Source organism: Pseudomonas sp. ESBL9 (assembly GCF_036668715.1).
GTDB lineage: Bacteria > Pseudomonadota > Gammaproteobacteria > Pseudomonadales > Pseudomonadaceae > Aquipseudomonas > Aquipseudomonas lundensis.
This window is the reverse complement of sequence record NZ_JAZEVV010000002.1, coordinates 95,515-114,130: the sequence shown is the minus strand read 5'-3', so window position 1 is coordinate 114,130 and position 18,616 is coordinate 95,515. Positions and strand designations below refer to the sequence as shown.

At 59.4% G+C, this 18,616-nt stretch carries 11 protein-coding genes; 5 read left to right on the top strand and 6 right to left on the bottom strand.

Going from position 1 to position 18,616, the window contains the following annotated elements:
• Position 1 precedes the first annotated feature (1 nt).
• Both gmhB and V6F78_RS06970 read left to right on the top strand, forming a co-directional pair.
• Complete coding sequence (gene gmhB / locus V6F78_RS06975; protein ID WP_047278969.1) at positions 2 to 535, top strand: D-glycero-beta-D-manno-heptose 1,7-bisphosphate 7-phosphatase; 534 nt, start codon at positions 2 to 4, stop codon at positions 533 to 535.
• Between the two features lie 77 nt (positions 536 to 612).
• Entirely contained in the window at positions 613 to 1,383 is a 771-nt protein-coding gene (locus tag V6F78_RS06970) for a lysophospholipid acyltransferase family protein (RefSeq protein WP_047296403.1), read from the top strand.
• Positions 1,384 to 1,561: 178 nt separating this feature from the next.
• Here V6F78_RS06970 and V6F78_RS06965 read toward each other — a convergent pair whose 3' ends face one another.
• Together V6F78_RS06965 and V6F78_RS06960 are read right to left on the bottom strand one after the other, a co-directional pair.
• Entirely contained in the window at positions 1,562 to 3,184 is a 1,623-nt protein-coding gene (locus V6F78_RS06965) for an MFS transporter (RefSeq protein ID WP_047279627.1), read from the bottom strand.
• Between the two features lie 90 nt (positions 3,185 to 3,274).
• Positions 3,275 to 4,936, bottom strand: a complete 1,662-nt coding sequence (locus tag V6F78_RS06960; protein ID WP_332726910.1) for a GMC family oxidoreductase — start codon at positions 4,934 to 4,936, stop codon at positions 3,275 to 3,277.
• A 137-nt stretch (positions 4,937 to 5,073) separates the two neighbouring features.
• Here V6F78_RS06960 and V6F78_RS06955 point away from each other — a divergent pair, with 137 nt between their 5' ends.
• From V6F78_RS06955 to V6F78_RS06945, 3 genes are all read left to right on the top strand, one after another.
• Complete coding sequence (locus tag V6F78_RS06955; protein ID WP_047278977.1) at positions 5,074 to 5,961, top strand: LysR family transcriptional regulator; 888 nt, start codon at positions 5,074 to 5,076, stop codon at positions 5,959 to 5,961.
• Between the two features lie 174 nt (positions 5,962 to 6,135).
• Complete coding sequence (gene eprS, locus V6F78_RS06950; protein WP_332726909.1) at positions 6,136 to 9,105, top strand: autotransporter serine peptidase EprS; 2,970 nt, start codon at positions 6,136 to 6,138, stop codon at positions 9,103 to 9,105.
• A gap of 133 nt (positions 9,106 to 9,238) precedes the next feature.
• Positions 9,239 to 12,274: an autotransporter domain-containing protein gene (locus tag V6F78_RS06945; RefSeq protein ID WP_332727047.1), complete on the top strand. Its 3,036-nt coding sequence runs from the start codon at positions 9,239 to 9,241 to the stop codon at positions 12,272 to 12,274.
• A 75-nt stretch (positions 12,275 to 12,349) separates the two neighbouring features.
• Here the strand turns inward: V6F78_RS06945 and gyrB are convergent, their stop codons facing one another.
• From gyrB to dnaA, 4 genes are read right to left on the bottom strand one after another with little or no spacing between them, the layout of a single operon-like run.
• A complete protein-coding gene (gene gyrB / locus V6F78_RS06940) occupies positions 12,350 to 14,767 on the bottom strand; it encodes a DNA topoisomerase (ATP-hydrolyzing) subunit B (protein ID WP_048376900.1) in 2,418 nt (805 codons plus the stop codon).
• 5 nt (positions 14,768 to 14,772) lie between these two features.
• Positions 14,773 to 15,876: a DNA replication/repair protein RecF gene (gene recF, locus V6F78_RS06935; RefSeq protein WP_047278983.1), complete on the bottom strand. Its 1,104-nt coding sequence runs from the start codon at positions 15,874 to 15,876 to the stop codon at positions 14,773 to 14,775.
• Between the two features lie 21 nt (positions 15,877 to 15,897).
• Positions 15,898 to 17,001, bottom strand: a complete 1,104-nt coding sequence (gene dnaN / locus V6F78_RS06930; protein WP_047278985.1) for a DNA polymerase III subunit beta — start codon at positions 16,999 to 17,001, stop codon at positions 15,898 to 15,900.
• 38 nt (positions 17,002 to 17,039) lie between these two features.
• The gene (dnaA, locus tag V6F78_RS06925) at positions 17,040 to 18,557 is read right to left on the bottom strand and encodes a chromosomal replication initiator protein DnaA (RefSeq protein ID WP_047296580.1); all 1,518 of its coding nucleotides are present in this window, start codon (positions 18,555 to 18,557) and stop codon (positions 17,040 to 17,042) included.
• Between the last annotated feature and the right edge of the window lie 59 nt (positions 18,558 to 18,616).

Below are 18,616 nucleotides of genomic sequence, written 5' to 3'. Positions count from 1 at the left end.
GTTGAAACTGCTGATTCTCGATCGGGACGGAGTGATCAATTACGACTCCGACGCTTACATCAAGTCTGTCGAGGAGTGGATCCCGCTCCCCGGCGCGATTGAGGCCATCGCGCAGTTGAGCAAGGCGGGCTGGACGGTGGCCATCGCCACCAACCAGTCCGGCATTGCACGCGGCTACTACGACATCGCCACCCTGAACGCTATGCACGACCGTTTGCGGGCGCTTGTGGCCGAGCAGGGCGGCGACGTTGGCCGGATTGAATATTGCCCGCACGGGCCTGATGAAGGCTGCGACTGCCGAAAACCCAAACCCGGCATGCTGCGCACGATTGCCGAGCATTACAGCGCCGATTTACATGAATGTTGGTTTGTTGGCGACAGTTTGGGTGACTTGCAGGCTGCAAAAGCCGTCGGTTCACAGCCAGTTTTGGTGAAAACCGGAAAAGGCGAAAAAACGCTCGAAAAAAATCTTCCGGCTACTACCCTGATTTTTAACGATCTGGCGGCAGTTGCCGCAAAACTTATCCACACATAAGGCATTTTTGAACACCTGCTGACATCCGTTGCCCAGGCCTGTTCACAAATGCATTATCCGCAACGGTAAAAGCCTCTATGTCGATCCTGCAGGCCATCAGAACTTTTTTCTTTTACCTGCTGCTGGGCACCAGCTCGCTGCTGTGGTGCTCGCTGAGTTTTTTTGTCGCCCCCTTTCTGCCGTTTCGTGCGCGTTATCGTTTTATCAACGTGTACTGGTGCCGTTGTGCACTGTGGCTGACGCGGGTGTTCCTGAACATTCACGTTGAAGTGAAGGGCGCAGAAAACGTCCCGCAGCGTCCGTGCGTGATTCTGGCCAACCACCAAAGCACCTGGGAGACGTTTTTCCTCTCCGCTTACTTTCAGCCGCTGAGCCAGGTGCTCAAGCGTGAACTGTTGTATGTGCCGTTTTTCGGCTGGGCCATGGCCATGCTGCGCCCGATAGCCATCGACCGTGACAACCCGAAAGCGGCACTCAAACACATCGCCAAGAAGGGCGACGAGCTGCTCAAGGACAACATTTGGGTGCTGATCTTCCCGGAAGGCACGCGGGTGCCTTACGGCACGGTGGGCAAGTTCTCCCGAGGCGGTACGGCGCTGGCGGTCAATGCTGATTTGCCGGTGTTGCCGATTGCCCATAACGCGGGCAAGTACTGGCCAAAAGTGGGTTGGGCGAAAAAACCCGGCACGATCGAGGTGGTGATTGGCGAGCCGATGTACGCCAATGGCACCGGGCCACGCGCCATTGCCGAGCTGAACGACCGGGTTCAAGCCTGGAACGAACAGGCTCAACGCGCCATGGGTTCGCTGCCGCCAGTGACTGAACCGGTTGAAGCGATTGAGCGCTAGGCGTTTTGTGGATAACGTGTGTACAAGTTTTGGACCTCTTCGTAAAAACGCTCGTAACTCGTTGATTTGTTTGCTTATTTCTCGGTATGACTTTTTAACGTAAAACGTGCATAAGTTTTTCTAAGGCTTAAAAAAACCGGCATTTTCGCCGGTTTTTTTGTGCCGCTTATACAGCCTCTTACACCTTATCGATATTCACGTTCCGGGTTTCCTTAAGGCACAGCATGCCCACCACCAGGCTGACCCCGGTAATCAGCACCGGATACCACAGCCCGTAGAAGATATCCCCGGTGTACACCACCAGCGCGAACGACACGGTGGGCAGAAAACCACCAAACCAGCCATTGCCGATGTGGTACGGCAGCGACATGGACGTGTAGCGAATGCGGGTCGGGAACAGTTCCACCATCACCGCGGCCAACGGGCCGTAGGTCATGGTCGCAATCAACGTCAGCATGACCATCACCAGCACCACCATGGGCTGGTTGACAGCACTTGGGTCAGCCTTGGCCGGGTAGCCGGCGGCCGAGATGGCGGCACGCATGGCCGCTTCGTCGAAGCCCTGGATCTGCTGCTCGCCCACCGACACTTGCACGGGCGTGCCGGGCGCTGCCGACACAGAGGTGTACGGCAAACCCTGTTTCACCAGGAAGGTTTTGACCTTGTCGCACGGGCTGTCGAAGCGCGCCTTGCCCACCGGGTCAAACTGAAACGTGCAGGTCGAAGGATCGGCCATCACCACAATCGGTGACTGGCGGCTTGCCGCGTCAATCTGCGGGTTGGCGTAGTGGCTGAGGGCTTTGAACAGCGGGAAGTACAGCACGGTGGCCAACAACAAGCCCATCATCAGGATCGGCTTGCGCCCGACGCGGTCCGACAGCCAGCCAAAGAAGATGAAGAACGGCGCGCCAATCACCACGCTGATAATCAGCAGCGTGTTGGCCTGCGCCGGGTCCATCTTGAGCATTTGCGTGAGGAAGAACAGCACGTAGAACTGCGCGGTATAGAAGGTCACGGCCTGCCCGGCGTTGATGCCGAACAGCGCAATCAGCACGATTTTGAGGTTTTCCCATTTGCCGAAAGACTCGCGGATCGGCGATTTGCTGCTTTTACCTTCGGCCTTCATTTTCACGAAGGCAGGTGACTCATGCATGCTCATGCGGATCCAGGTCGAGATGCACAACAGCACGATGGACAGCAGGAACGGCAGGCGCCAGCCCCACACTTCAAACTCGTCGCCCGTCAGGTAGCGACAGCCCAGCACCACCACCAGCGACAGCAGCAGGCCCAGGGTCGCGGTGGATTGAATCCAGCTGGTGTTGAAGCCGCGCTTGCCGGGCGGCGCGTGCTCAGCCACGTAAGTGGCAGCACCGCCGTATTCACCGCCGAGCGCCAGCCCTTGAAGCATGCGCAGCAGCACCAGCATGATCGGGGCCGCAATGCCGATGCTGGCATAGGTGGGTAGCAAACCGACGGCAAAGGTCGAAAGGCCCATCAGAACGATGGTCATGAGGAAGGTGTATTTTCGCCCGATCATGTCGCCCAAGCGGCCGAACACCAGCGCCCCGAACGGACGCACCAAGAAGCCGGCAGCAAAGGCCATCAGCGCAAAAATGAACGCAGTGGTGTCATTCACCCCGGCGAAGAACTGCTTGCTGAGGACCGTCGCCAGCGCGCCATACAAGAAAAAGTCATACCACTCGAAAACGGTCCCGAGGGATGACGCAAAAATGATTTTTCGTTCTTCTCGACCTGTCGGCGCTTTCGCGACGCCAGCCGTTTGTGCGATTGAGTCTGACATGTTCAATGTCCTCGGCCCTTGGGGCCACAGTGATTATTGTTGTTGTCCACTGTCGGTTCCGGATGACTGCGACCGGAACCACGATCACCTTCAGGCGACCGGTATTGCTGCTACGCGAGACGTATCCACCGCTTTTTCTGCCCGATTGACGGGTGGTTCAAGAATCAATTGCGCAGCTTTTTCGCCAATCATCAGCGTAGGCGAACAGGTATTGCCCGACACGATATCGGGCATGATCGACGCATCGGCCACCCTTAATCCCACGACGCCATGAACCCGCAATTGAGCATCCACCACGGCGTCTGAATCCTGCCCCATGCGGCAGGTGCCCACGGGATGGAAAATCGTCGTACCGATGCGGGCGGCCGCTTCATACAACTGTTGCTCAGTTTGCAGTTCAGGGCCAGGCAGATATTCCTCGGGGCTGAAGCCTTGCAGGGCAGGGCTGGCGACAATGTGGCGCGTCAGCCGGATGGCATCCGCCGCCACGCTTAAATCGTCGGGGTGGCTGAGGTAATTAGGATCGATCAACGGCGCGTCGTCCGGGTTGGCAGAGCGGATATCCACGCGGCCGCGACTCTTAGGCCGCAGGTTGCACACCGATGCGGTGAAGGCGGGAAAGGTGTGCAACGGCTCACCGAAGCGTTCCAGCGACAATGGCTGCACGTGGTACTGCAAATTCGCGGAAGGCTGCGCGGGGTCTGACTTCACAAATGCCCCCAACTGGCTGGGCGCCATGGCCAGAGGGCCGCTGCGGTCGTAAGCGTAACGCAGGCCCATGCCCAGTTTGCCCCACAGGCTATTGGCCACCTGATTGAGGGTGCGCGCTTTGCTCAGTTTGAAGATCAGACGCAGTTGCAGGTGGTCCTGCAAGTTGCCGCCGACACCGGGCAGCTCGTGCTCGACCTTGATGTTCAGGCTTTCGAGTAAGGGTCGCGGGCCAATCCCCGAGCGCTGCAAAATCCCCGGCGAGCCTATCGCGCCTGCGCACAGAATGATTTCACGCTGCGCGTTGAAGTCCTGTTCCGTGCCTTGCCAACGTGCGCGCACATGGGTGGCGCGGCCATTGTCTAACAGCACTTTATTGACGTGAACGTCGGTGAGCACGGTCAAATTCGGCCGTTTCAGGATCGGCCGTAAAAATGCTTTGGAGGCGTTCCAGCGCACCCCGGCACGCTGATTGACCTGAAAGTAGCCACAACCCTGATTGTCGCCGGTGTTGAAATCGTCGACGGTTGGGATGCCGCTTTGGGCAGCGGCGGCGCGAAAAGCGTCGAGTATGGGCCAGGAATAACGCTGTTGCTCCACGCGCCATTCGCCGTCACTGCTGTGCATATCGGCATTGCCGCCGTAGTGTTTTTCGCTGCGTTTGAACAGCGGCAGCACGTCTTTCCAGGCCCAGCCCGGGTTGCCCTGTTCGGCCCAACGGTCGTAATCACTTGCCTGACCGCGCATGTAGATCATGCCGTTGATCGACGAACAGCCGCCCAGCACCTTGCCCCGTGGATAACTCAGGCTGCGGCCTTGCAAGCCGGCCTGCACTTGGGTTTTGAAGCACCAGTCGGTGCGCGGGTTGCCGATGCAGTACAGATACCCCACAGGGATGTGAATCCATGGGTAGTTATCGCGGCCGCCCGCTTCCAGCAGCAGCACCGAGTGGGCAGGGTTGGCCGACAAACGGTTGGCCAGCACAGAACCGGCAGGGCCTGCGCCCACAATGATGTAGTCATAGACCTGAGTCGCTGATGGCATGAAGCACCTCGCGCCTGTATTTATTTTTATTGTCCTGCCCCATCGTATTGATTAATTTCGAGTTGAAAACGCGCGATTTCGCCCATGGCCTGTGCGTTTTTGCACAACACCTCCTACAGCTGCGCCCGAGGACACTCATGTTCGACTGGAATGACCTGCGGTATTTTCTGGAGTTGCAGCGCAGCGGCCGCCTGCTGACCGCCGCCAAACGCCTCAATACCACCCACAGCACGGTGGCGCGGCACATTGAGACCATCGAACACCATCTGGGCACAGCGCTGTTCGTGCAGCATGCGCAAGGGTACGAACTGACCCCGGCCGGGCAAGCGCTGCTCAAGCACGCCGAGGCAATGGAAAACGTCGCGCTGCTGGCTCAGGAAGAAATCACCCAGGCCATGGCGCCGCTGGGCAAGATCCGTCTGGGGGTCACCGAAGGCATCGGCATCATGTTCATTACAGCCCGTCTGCGCGGCCTATTTGAGCGCTATCCGGGGCTGGAGGTGGAGCTGGTGGCGGTGCCGCGCTTTGTCAGCATTCTCAACCGTGAGGCCGAAATCAGCATCCATCTGGAGCGACCCAACGCCGACCTGTTGATCACCCGCAAACTCACGGATTACACCCTCGGGCTTTATGCCAGCCCCACGTACCTGGAAAGAGCACCCGCGCTCAATGATCGCGATGACCTTGGCCAGCACGATTGGATCGGGTACGTCGATGACCTGTTGTTCAGCCAGGAGCTGCTGTTCCTGAATACCTTCTGCCGCACCCCGACCGTGACGTTTCGCAGCACCAGCGTGATCGCACAGCAACAGGCGGCAAGCGCCGGGTTGGGCATTGCCGTGCTGCCCAATTACATGGCCCGTCACGACCCGGCGCTGGTGCGGGTCTTGCCGCAGGAGTCGGTGCAACGCAGCTACTGGATCAGCACCCGTCGCGAGCTGCATAAGTCTGTGCGGTTGCGCGTGGTGTGGGACTTTTTGCTGGCGCTATGCACAGCCGAACAACCCGTGCTGATGGCCCCCTGACCGGCCCACGCGCGCGGGGGCCTGTGGATAACGTTTAAAAAACAAAAACGCGAAACAGCCCACACCTTGTGCATAAATTCGGCAGCACATAAAACCCTGTTCTAGAGTCACGCCCTTAAATCGGGACTTCGCGATAGAAGCCCGCGCTCTAATAACGATAAGAAGTGAGCTTTTATGAACAGGGACGTTCGTCGTGGCAGCGCCGCGCCTATTGTTTGCGCCAGCCTGCTGGTGATGCTTTCTACCCCGGCCCGGGCGGTGTATCAGGAACAGGGCACCGCAGGCGATGCGGCCAGCTGGCGCTCCGCCGAGTATGGGCAGGATTGGGGCCTTGAGCGGCTGTCGGCCAATGCGGCGTACGCGGCGGGTGTCACCGGGGCCGGGGTCAAGATCGGCGTCATGGATTCGGGGTTCGACCCGGGTCATCCCGAAGCCGCCCGCTTCCAGGCCGTTACGGCCAGCGGTCAGTCCGCAGACGGCACGCCCTTTTCGGTCAGCGGCGTGCTCAACCCGCGTAACGACTCCCACGGCACCCACGTCACCGGCACCATCGCCGCCGCCCGTGATGGCGTTGGCATGCACGGTGTGGCCTTCAATGCCGATCTGTATGTGGCCAATACCAACCAGAACGACGGTTTTCTGTTCGGCCCCCACCCGGATGCACTCTATTTCAAGGCCGCCTATAACGCGTTGGCGGATGCAGGCGTGCGAGCGATCAACAACAGTTGGGGCAGCCAGCCCAAAGACGTGAACTATCAAACCCTCGGTGGTCTGCACGCGGCGTATGCACAGCATTACAACCAAAACACCTGGCTGGATGCGGCTGCCGACGTGTCGCGTCGTGGGGTGATCAATGTGTTCAGCGCCGGTAACAGCGGGGTGGCCAACGCCAGCGTGCGTTCAGCGTTGCCGTACTTTCAACCCGACCTTGAAGGACACTGGCTGGCGGTCTCCGGGCTGGATAAAAACAATCAGCAAAAGTACAACCAGTGCGGCATCGCCAAGTACTGGTGCATCGCCACCCCCGGCGCATTGATCAACAGCACTATCCCGGGCGATGGCTACGGGGTGAAGTCCGGCACTTCCATGTCGGCCCCGCATGCCACGGGCGCTCTGGCGCTGGTCATGGAGCGCTACCCGTACCTGAACAACCAGCAAGCCCTCAACGTCTTGCTGACGACCTCCACCCAACTGGACGGCTCGCTCACTCAGGCACCGAGTGAGCGGGTGGGCTGGGGCGTACCGGATCTGGACCGGGCAATGAAGGGGCCGGGCCAGTTGCTCGGGACCTTTGATGTGCAACTGAACAACGGGCAACACGATGTGTGGAGCAATAACCTGACGGATACCGCGCTGGCCGCCCGTCAGCAGGAAGACGCGGCCGAGCATCTGGCGTGGCAACACACGCTGATCGACAACGGGTGGACTCAGGGCCTTGCGAGCGGCGCCAGCCAACAGGAACACACCGATTACGCCATTGGCATGGCCCGCGATGCAGCCGCTGCCCAACGCGAATACCAGGGCCGTCTGATCAAGTCCGGTGCAGGCAGCCTCACGCTGACCGGCGCCAACACCTATCGCGGCCCCACCACAGTCAATGGCGGCACCCTCAACGTGAACGGCTCGATCACCTCGAACGTGACGATCAACGACAGCGGCACACTCGGCGGATCGGGCAGTGTCGGCGGTTTGATCGCCAACACAGGGGCGAGTGTGGCGCCCGGTAACTCCATCGGCACGCTGAACGTCGCGGGCGACGTGACCTTCAAGGCCGGCTCGACCTACGCCGTGGAGTTATCCCCAACCCAAAGCGACCAACTGGTCGCGGGCGGCAAGGCCACGCTGGAGGGCGGTACTGTGACACTGGCGCTGGAAAACACCCCTGATCTGCTTACCCAGCCGCAAGCGCGCAGCCTGCTAGGCCGCCAGTATCAGATCCTGCACGCGGCGGGCGGCATTGAAGGGCAGTTCGCCAGCGTCATGCCCAATTTCCTGTTTATCGGCGCACACCTCGACTACTCGGCCAGCACCGTGCAGATGGCGATCGAGCGCACGGCCACCGCCTTTGCCGACGTCGGCGCCACGCCGAACCAGCGCGCTGTCGCCGCCGCCAGTGAACAATTGGGCGCGGGCAATGCGGTGTATGAAAGCGTATTAAACGCTCCGTCGATCGCCGAGGCTCAACGCGCATTCCAACAGTTGTCGGGAGAAATTCATCCGGCACTGGGCACGATGCTGATCAACGACAGCCGTCAATTACGGGAGGCAGTCGGTGAACGCCTCAATTCGCCAGACGCCTGGCAGTCATCGCACGCAGCGCCCGAGGTGTGGTTCAAGGCACTCGGCGCGTGGGGCAAAACCGACTCAGGCCATGACACGGCGGATTACACGACCTCGATTGGCGGTGCAGTGGCCGGCGTGGATGGCGCACTCAATGACGAAACCCGGCTCGGCCTGCTGGGCGGTTACAGCGACAGTTCGCTGAATATGGGCACCGGCACGCATTCGCGGGCCACGGTGGACAGCTATCACGTAGGCGCCTACATCGGCCACGCGCTGGGGGCGGTTCGGGTCAGCGGCGGTGCAACCTACAGCTGGCACCGTGCCGATGTGAAACGCGACTTGCAGTACAACCACAGCAGCGCCAAACAAAAAACCAAACGTGACGCGCAAACGGTGCAGGTCTTTACCGAAGCGGCCTACCGCGTGGACTTGCCAGCGGTGGAGCTGGAGCCGTTCGCCCATCTGGCGTACATCCACCTCAACAGTGAGGGGTTCACCGAAAAAGGGGACGCCGCCGCACTCAAGGGCAGTCACGATCAACGCGACGCGGTGCTCGGCACATTAGGTCTGCGGGCGCTGAAAACGGTGCATATCGCCCAGCAACCACTGGATCTGGCGGGCAGCCTGGGCTGGCAGCACACCCTCAGCGCAGTCGATTCGGGCACCCCTGTGCGATTCGCCTCGGGCGGGCCGAGCTTCACCGTTGAAAGTTCGCCGTTGGTACGGGATGCCGCCCTTGTCGGCGCGCACGCCAGCCTCGCGATCAACCGCGACTTGCGCGTCAACCTGGATTACAGCGGCCAACTGGCCAATCGGGAAAAAAGCCACGGCGTGGGCCTGAGCCTCAATTGGCAGTTCTGATTTCACGGCTTTCGTAAACACCCTGTGCCTTGGGCGCAGGGCTCTTCAGCACGTCACCAGGGAAGGTCATTAAATGGACGTAACACGTGGGCAACTCCTGCCTGTAGGAACGCTGCCGTTTAAAAAACGGGTCATGTCATTGGCATTGGGCATGGCATCAGTGGGCATGATCGGACAATTGCACGCTGCTCCTTATCTAGAGGCCGGACGGGCAGGTCAGCCCGATAGCTGGCGCAGCCCGGAGTTCAAGGCGGACTGGGGCTTGGGCGCGATCAATGCGCAAGATGCCTACGCCGCGGGGTACAGCGGCAAGGGCGTCAAACTCGGGATCTTCGATCAGCCGGTCTACGCGCAGCACCCTGAGTTCAACAGCCCGAACAAAGTCATCACCCTGACCACCTCCGGCATTCGCGAATACACCGACCCGTACATTCCGGTCAAAGCCGGTGACGCGTTCATCTACGACGGCAGCCCGTCGGCCGGGTCGGACGGCAAATTGGGCTCCCACGGCACCCACGTCGGCGGCATTGCAGGGGGCAACCGCGATGGCGGCCCGATGCACGGCGTGGCCTATGACGCGCAGATCATCATGGCCGACAACGGCGACCCCGGCCCGGAAGACGGCATTATTCGTGGCAATGACGGCGCGGTTTACAAAGCTGGTTGGGATGCGCTGGCCGCCAGCGGGGCGCGGATCATCAACAACAGTTGGGGCATTGGTATCACCGACACGTTTCGCCTGGGCGGACGCGACCCGGCTTACCCGCACTTCACCGCGGACGACGCGCAGAAGCAGTTCGATCAGATTGTGCCGCTGCTCGACACCAAGGCGGGTGGCGCTTACAGCGGTGCCATCGAATCGGCGCGCAGTGGCATCGTGACCATTTTCGCCGCCGGTAATGACTACAATCTCAACAACCCGGACGCCATTGCAGGGCTGGCGCATTTCGTCCCGGACATCGCCCCCAACTGGATCACGGTTGCCAGCTTGCAGCAAAACCCTGACACCACCAGCGCCATCCCTTACACCCTGAGTACGTTCTCATCCCGGTGCGGGTATGCGGCCAGTTTCTGCGTGTCCGCACCGGGCACCGGGATCTACAGCGCCGTGATCGGTGGCACCACGCTGGACAACATGACGGTCGGTTACGGCAATAAAAGCGGCACCTCAATGGCCGCCCCCCATGTGGCGGGCAGTGCAGCCGTGTTGATGGAGCGCTTCCCGTACATGACCGGGGCACAGGTGGCAGGCGTGCTTAAGTCCACGGCAACCGACCTGGGCGCGGCGGGTGTGGACGAGCTGTATGGCTGGGGCATGATCAATCTGCATAAAGCCATCGACGGCCCCGGCATGTTCATCGCCGATGCCGATATCCCACAAGCCCTGCGCGTAGCAGGCTCGTACGGCGACGGCCAGTTTGTGGCAGACATGCCGGGCGTGGGCGCGCTGATAGATGCCGGAAAACCCACGGAGCGACGCTGCACGGATGCCAGCTGCGGTTTGGATGTCTGGCGTAACGACATCGGCGGCCACGGCGGGCTGACCAAACAAGGCATCGGTACGTTGGTGCTGACTGGCGCCAATACTTACAGTGGGCCAACGGCGATCAATCAGGGCCTGCTGGCGGTGAATGGCTCGCTCAGCTCCGCCGTCACGGTGAACCAGAACGGCGTTCTGGGTGGCAGCGGCCAGGTCGGCGCACTGACTGCCAACGCGGGCGGTACGGTGGCGCCGGGCAACTCGATCGGCACGCTTAATGTGGCGGGTAACGTGACGTTCGAGCCGGGCGCCACCTACGCCGTTGAGTTATCCCCAACCCAAAGCGACCGAATTGTGGCGGACGGTAAAGCCACATTGAAGGGCGGCACAGTGACCCTGGCACTGGAAAACAATCCTGCGCTGTTGAGTCGCCAGCAAGCCGGCAGCTTGTTGGGCCAACAGTTCAGCATTCTCCAGGCCGCGGGCGGGGTAGAGGGGCGATTCGCCAGCGTCTTGCCCAACTACCTGTTCATCGGCGGGCAGCTGGATTATTCAGCCACGGCGGTGCAATTGGGCATCGAACGCACGGCTGCATCATTCGCCAGTGTCGCGCTAACCCCTAACCAACGAGCCGTGGCCGCCGCAGCGGAAGGGCTAAGCGCTGGTAATGCGGTGTATGAAGGGATTTTGCTGTCCCCTTCGGTGACCAGTGCGCGTCAGGCGTATCAGCAATTGAGTGGTGAAATTCACCCTGCCATTGCCACCCAACTGATTAACGACAGTCGCCACGTACGCGACGCCGTGGGTGATCGTTTGCGCCAGCATGACCTGTACACCGCCGGTTCAGAGGCGGCTGGCCAGAACTCTGTCTGGGTCAAGGCCCTCGGTGCGTGGGGTAAAACCGATGCCGGCTCATCCAACGCGCAGTACACCACCTCGTTGGGCGGCATGCTGATCGGCGCGGACGGGCTTATCACCGAGGCCACCCGCGTCGGCCTGTTCACCGGTTACAGCCACAGCGGCCTGAACATGGGAGACGGCACGCACGCCAACGCGTCGACCGACAGCTACCACCTCGGCGCCTACGTAGGGCATGAAATCGATGCCCTGCGCCTGAGTGCGGGTGGCGCTTATAGCTGGAACCGGACCGACGTGAAACGTGATGTGCAATTTGCCGACATCGATGCCAAACAAAAAACCAAACGCGATGCTGGCACTGCGCAGGTCTTCACTGAAGCCGCCTACCGCATCCAACTCCCGTCGCTGGCGCTGGAGCCTTTCGCTAACCTGGCGTATGTACACGTGAGCAGCGACAGCTTCCATGAAAAGGGCGGGGCCGCAGCACTCAAAGGACGCCGCGATAATCGCGAAGCCGTGTTATCGACCCTCGGCCTGCGGGCTGCCAAAACCTTCACCTTAAACAGTGACCAAAAAATGGACGTAGCGGGCAGCCTGGGTTGGCAACACAACTTGAATGCTGTGGGCTCGGATCAGGACTTGAGCTTCGTGGCGGGCAGCACGCCCTTCAGCGTTCACAGTGTTTCATTGGCCCGCGATGCAGCGGTGGTAGGTGCTCAAGTGGGCGTGGCACTGGGTAAAGACACGCGCCTGGAACTGGATTACAACGGGCAGTTGAGCAACAAGGACAAGACGCACGGGGTAGGGTTGAACCTGAGCTGGCAGTTCTGACGACCGCGCTTTCTGCGCGCATAAAAAAAGGCCAACGCTTGCGTTGGCCTTTTTCGTGGTGCATTTACATCCGCATTAGAAGTCCAGGTTGGACACCGCCAATGCGTTGCTCTCGATGAACTCACGACGCGGTTCAACTGCGTCGCCCATCAAGGTATTGAAGATCTGGTCAGCGCCGATCGCGTCTTCAATGGTGACCTTCAGCATGCGGCGCACGCTTGGGTCCATGGTGGTTTCCCAGAGCTGATCCGGGTTCATTTCACCCAGACCTTTGTAGCGCTGAATGGTGTGACGCTTGGTGCTTTCAGCCATCAACCAGTCCAGTGCTTCCTTGAACTCGGTGACTTGCTTGCGGCGTTCGCCACGCTGGATGTAGGCGCCTTCATCCAGCAGGGTGCTCAACTGCGCGCCCAGGGTCACAACGGTTTTGTAGTCGTTGCTGCCGAAGAAATCACGGTTGAAGGTGATGAACGTCGAGTGGCCGTGGGAGATCAGTTCGACTTCCGGCAACCAGACGTTGCGCTCCGTGTCTTCACGCAGGCTGGCTTTGTACACCAGACCCGATTTCTCGACCAGACGCAGACGCTCTTCGAACTTGGCCATCCACGCCTGCATGGCAGCGTGGTCACCCAATTGCTCAAGGGTCACGGCCGGCAGGTAGATGAAGTGCTCGGTCAGCTCCTGAGGGTACAGGCGCGACAGACGCTTAAGGGTTTTCATCACCATGCGGAAGTCGTACACCAGACGCTCCAGTGCCTCGCCGGAGATGCCCGGGGCGTCTTCGTTCAAGTGCAGGCTGGCGTCTTCAAGGGCCGACTGCGTCATGTACTCTTCCATGGCGTCGTCGTCTTTGATGTATTGCTCTTGCTTGCCCTTTTTGACTTTGTACAACGGCGGCTGAGCGATGTAGATGTAGCCACGCTCGATCAGCTCCGGCAACTGACGGAAGAAGAAGGTCAGCAGCAGGGTACGGATGTGCGAACCGTCGACGTCAGCATCGGTCATGATGATGATGTTGTGATAGCGCAGTTTGTCGATGTTGTACTCTTCGCGGCCAATCCCGCAGCCCAGCGCCGTGATCAAGGTGCCGACTTCTTGCGAAGAAATCATCTTGTCGAAGCGAGCTTTCTCAACGTTGAGGATTTTACCTTTCAACGGCAGGATCGCTTGAGTGCGGCGGTTACGTCCCTGCTTGGCGGAGCCGCCAGCAGAGTCACCTTCCACCAGGTACAGTTCGGACAACGCCGGGTCTTTTTCCTGGCAGTCAGCCAGCTTGCCCGGCAAACCTGCGATATCCAGCGCGCCTTTACGGCGCGTCATCTCACGGGCTTTACGCGCTGCTTCACGGGCACGGGCGGCGTCGATCATTTTGCCGACAACCAGCTTGGCTTCGTTCGGGTTTTCCAGCAGGAAGTCCGAGAAGTACTTGCCCATTTCCTGTTCAACAGCGGTCTTCACTTCGGAAGAGACCAGCTTGTCTTTGGTCTGGGAGCTGAACTTCGGGTCAGGCACTTTTACCGAAATAATCGCGGTCAAACCTTCACGGGCGTCATCGCCGGTGGTGGCTACCTTGTGCTTCTTGGCCAGGCCTTCAGCTTCGATGTACGTGTTCAAGTTACGCGTCAGGGCAGAGCGGAAGCCCACCAAGTGCGTACCGCCATCGCGCTGCGGAATGTTGTTGGTAAAGCACAACAGGTTTTCGTTGAAGCTGTCGTTCCACTGCAGAGCAATTTCTACACCGATGCCGTCTTCACGCTGAACGCTGAAGTGGAACACCTGGTTAACGGGTGTCTTGTTGGTGTTCAGGTAGTCAACGAATGCACGCAGACCGCCTTCGTATTTGAACAGCTCTTCCTTGCCGCTGCGCTCATCCTTCAGGACGATGCCAACACCGGAGTTGAGGAAGGACAGCTCACGAATACGCTTGGCCAGGATGTCCCAGCTGAAGTGAATGTTCTTGAAGGTTTCTGCCGACGGCTTGAAGTGGATCTGGGTACCGGTGGTTTCGCTCTCACCGACGATGGCCATCGGCGCCTGAGGCACACCGTGAACGTAGGTCTGTTCCCAGATTTTGCCGCTGCGACGTACGGTCAGCACCAGAATTTCGGACAGGGCGTTAACCACCGACACACCTACACCGTGCAGACCGCCGGAGACTTTATAGGAGTTGTCGTCGAACTTACCGCCAGCGTGCAGCACCGTCATGATGACTTCAGCTGCGGAAACGCCTTCTTCTTTGTGCACATCGACCGGAATGCCACGACCGTTGTCGCGCACGGTGATGGATTCATCCGGGTGGATGGTGATGGTGATGTCGTCGCAATGGCCAGCCAGCGCTTCGTCGATGGAGTTATCGACCACCTCGAACACCATGTGGTGCAGACCGCTGCCATCGTCGGTGTCACCAATGTACATACCGGGACGTTTGCGTACGGCATCCAGGCCTTTCAGCACTTTAATGCTCGTTGAGTCGTACGTATTTTCTTCGCTCAATGCCTTCACTCCCGATGGTCGTGGGTCTGGGTGATACAGCCCTGTTCCACGTGGAACAGTGCAACTGGCGTTTCCGTCTGCCAGCCTTCCCTCAATAATTCGTGATCTACACAGGTGATAAACACCTGGCAGCGTAAGTCTTCCAACAAGCGACACAGTGCGTGGCGATGTTGCTCGTCGAGTTCAGACGGCAAATCGTCCACCAGATAAATACATTGGCCGCGCCGTGCCTGACTGACCAAATGCCCCTGAGCAATTCGCAAAGCGCAGACCACTAACTTTTGCTGCCCGCGCGAGAGGATTTCTGCGGCGTTGTGGCCGCCCAGCTTCAGGCGTAAATCAGCACGTTGCGGTCCCGCCTGGGTATGACCCATTTGCTGATCGCGGTGGACGGATGCGGCGAGCACTGCGCTCAGCTCACGGTCTTTGTCCCACCCACGGTAATAACTCAGCGTTAACCCTTCGAGCTCCAACAACTCGCTCAGGGTCTGCTCAAAGACTGGTTTCAAGGCTTTGATATAGGCGCGTCGGTATTCATCGATTTCAGCACTGGCCAGACACAGTTCCCGGTCCCAGGCCGCTTGTGAAACGGCGTCGAGTGTACCATGCCGCAGCCATGAGTTCCGCTGCCGCAGGGCCTTCTGTAGCCGCTGCCAGGTCGACATGAAGCGCGGTTCGACGTGGAACACTCCCCAATCCAGAAACTGCCTACGGATCTTCGGGGCGCCTTCCAGTAGACGGAAGCTGTCCGGGTTAATTAATTGCAGCGGTAATATCTCGGCCAATTGCGCCGCACTGCGCGCATTCTGGCCATCGATACGGATTTGAAACTCCCCCTGCCGGTCGCGTGAGATGCCCAGCGCACTGTGGCCACCTTCAGCCAACTCAACCTGGCCGAAGACGGTGCAGGTCTGTTGTTCATGCTGAATAACGGGGTTGAGGCGCACGCTACGGAACGAGCGGGCCAGCCCCAGCAAGTGGATAGCTTCCAGCACGCTGGTTTTACCGCTGCCGTTGTCGCCGTACAGGATATTGATGCGGGGGGAAGGGGAGAACGTCACCGGGTGCAAGTTACGCACCGCGGTGACTGTGACACGACTGAGGGACATCTAGTGCAGGCTGTGCATAAGTTACAGACGCATCGGCATGACAACGTAGGCCGAATCGTCGTTGTCCGATTCTTGCACCAACGCACTGCTGTTGGAGTCCGACAGGATCAGACGCACTTGCTCAGTGGTCATGACGCCCAGCACGTCCAGCAGATAGCTCACGTTGAAGCCGATCTCCAGCGAGCCGCCGTTGTAGTCAACGCCCACTTCTTCTTCCGCTTCTTCCTGTTCCGGGTTATTGGCCTGGATTTTCAGTTGGCCATTGGCCAGTTGCAGACGAATACCGCGGTATTTCTCGTTGGACAGAATCGCAGTGCGGCTGAACGCTTCACGCAAGGCCTGACGATCACCGATAACGGTTTTGTCGCCGCCTTTAGGCAGCACGCGCTCGTAGTCCGGGAACTTACCGTCCACCAGTTTGGAGGTGAAGGTGAATTCACCAGTTGTTGCGCGAATGTGGTGAGCCCCCAGCACGATGCTGACTTCACCGTCCGGTTCCGTCAGCAGGCGGGCCAGCTCCAGGATGCCCTTGCGCGGCACGATGACCTGATGGCGATCCGGCTGGCCGATATCGGCTTTCATCGAACACATGGCCAGACGGTGTCCATCGGTGGCTACGGCACGGATGATCCCGGCCGACACTTCGAGCAACATACCGTTGAGGTAGTAGCGTACGTCTTGTTGCGCCATGGCGAAGCTGGTGCGCTCGATCAAACGACGCAGCTTGCTCTGTTGCAGGTTACAGGTCAACGAACCTGGGCCTTCTTCAACCGTCGGGAAGTCATTGGCAGGCAGGGTCGACAGCGTGAAGCGGCTACGTCCGGCCTTGACCACCAGCTTCTGGTCATCAAGCTTGATGTCGATCAGCGCATCGTTGGGCAAACTTTTGCAGATATCCATCAGCTTGCGCGCAGGTACGGTGATTTCGCCGGGCTCAGCCGGCTCTTCCAGTTGTACGCGACCTACCAGCTCGACTTCCAGGTCAGTACCGGTCAGCGACAGTTGCTGGCCTTCGACAACCAACAGCACGTTGGACAATACCGGCAAGGTCTGGCGGCGTTCAACGACGCCTGCGACCAGTTGCAGGGGTTTCAACAGGGCTTCGCGTTGAATGGTGAAATGCATGGTCTAGTCCCTTGCCTTAATAAGCTGCGCTGGTGTCATCAGGTGGTCAGTGTACGCAGCAGGTTCTTGTAGTCCTCGCGGATGTCCGCGTCGGATTCCTTGAGTTCGTTGATTTTGCGGCACGCATGCAAGACCGTCGTATGGTCGCGGCCACCAAACACGTCACCGATTTCCGGCAAGCTGTGGTTGGTCAGCTCTTTGGACAACGCCATTGCGACCTGACGTGGACGCGCCACCGAGCGCGAACGGCGCTTGGACAGCAAATCCGAGATCTTGATCTTGTAGTACTCCGCGACAGTGCGCTGGATGTTATCCACAGAGACCAGCTTGTCTTGCAGCGCCAGCAAGTCTTTAAGGGATTCGCGAATCAGCTCGATGGTGATGTCGCGGCCCATAAAGTGCGAGTGAGCAATCACCCGCTTGAGTGCGCCTTCAAGCTCACGCACGTTGGAGCGAATGCGTTGTGCAATAAAGAAGGCAGCATCGTGGGGCAAATCGACTTTGGCCTGATCGGCCTTCTTCATCAGGATCGCCACACGTGTTTCCAGTTCCGGCGGCTCGACGGCCACTGTCAGGCCCCAGCCGAAACGTGATTTGAGGCGTTCTTCCAGGCCTTCGATTTCTTTCGGGTAACGGTCGCTGGTCAGAATCACTTGCTGACCGCCTTCAAGCAGGGCGTTGAAGGTATGGAAGAACTCTTCCTGAGACCGCTCCTTGCGCGCAAAGAACTGAATGTCATCGATGAGCAACGCATCCACCGAGCGGTAGAAGCGCTTGAACTCATTGATCGCGTTGAGCTGCAGGGCTTTGACCATGTCCGCTACAAAACGCTCGGAATGCAGGTACACCACCTTGGCATTCGGGTTCTTCTTGAGCAGGTGGTTGCCCACAGCATGCATCAAGTGAGTCTTACCCAGACCTACACCGCCGTATAGAAACAGCGGGTTGTAACCGTGCTTGGGGTTGTCCGCCACTTGCCACGCCGCAGCGCGGGCCAGTTGGTTGGATTTACCCTCGACAAAGTTTTCAAAGGTGAACGTGCGGTTCAGGTAACTGGTGTGCTTGAGCGCACCTTCGACTTGAACGGTACGTTGCTCGGCGCGAACCGGCGCTTGTTGCGAACTGGCGCCAGCCATTGGATCGAAGCTGTCGCGCGACGGCTCTTCACTCGTCTGCGTTGCAGGCTTGGGCGCAGGCGCAGGTGTTGCAGCGGCCTGAGAAGGAGCACTTGGGGCTACGGAGGGGGCGGGGGCCTGTTGCGAGGCAGCAGCCGCCAACGGCGCATTCGGTGCAGCGCGAGGCGCCGAGCTGCGCTTGCTGCCTATTAATAAGGACAACGCAGGCGCCATGCCATTGCTGTGCTCATTCAACAGCTCAAGCAGACGGCTCAGGTACTTCTCGTTCACCCAGTCGAGCACAAAACGGTTGGGTGCATACACGCGCAACTCGTCGCCTTCGGCTTCGACCTGTAGTGGACGGATCCAGGTGTTGAATTGCTGGGCAGGCAGTTCTTCGCGCAAAAGCTCTACGCACTGCTGCCAAAGTTCCACTGACACGGATATCCCCTAAGTTGAAAGCCGGTGAGGCAAAAACAGGCGCCATTGTAGCGACCACG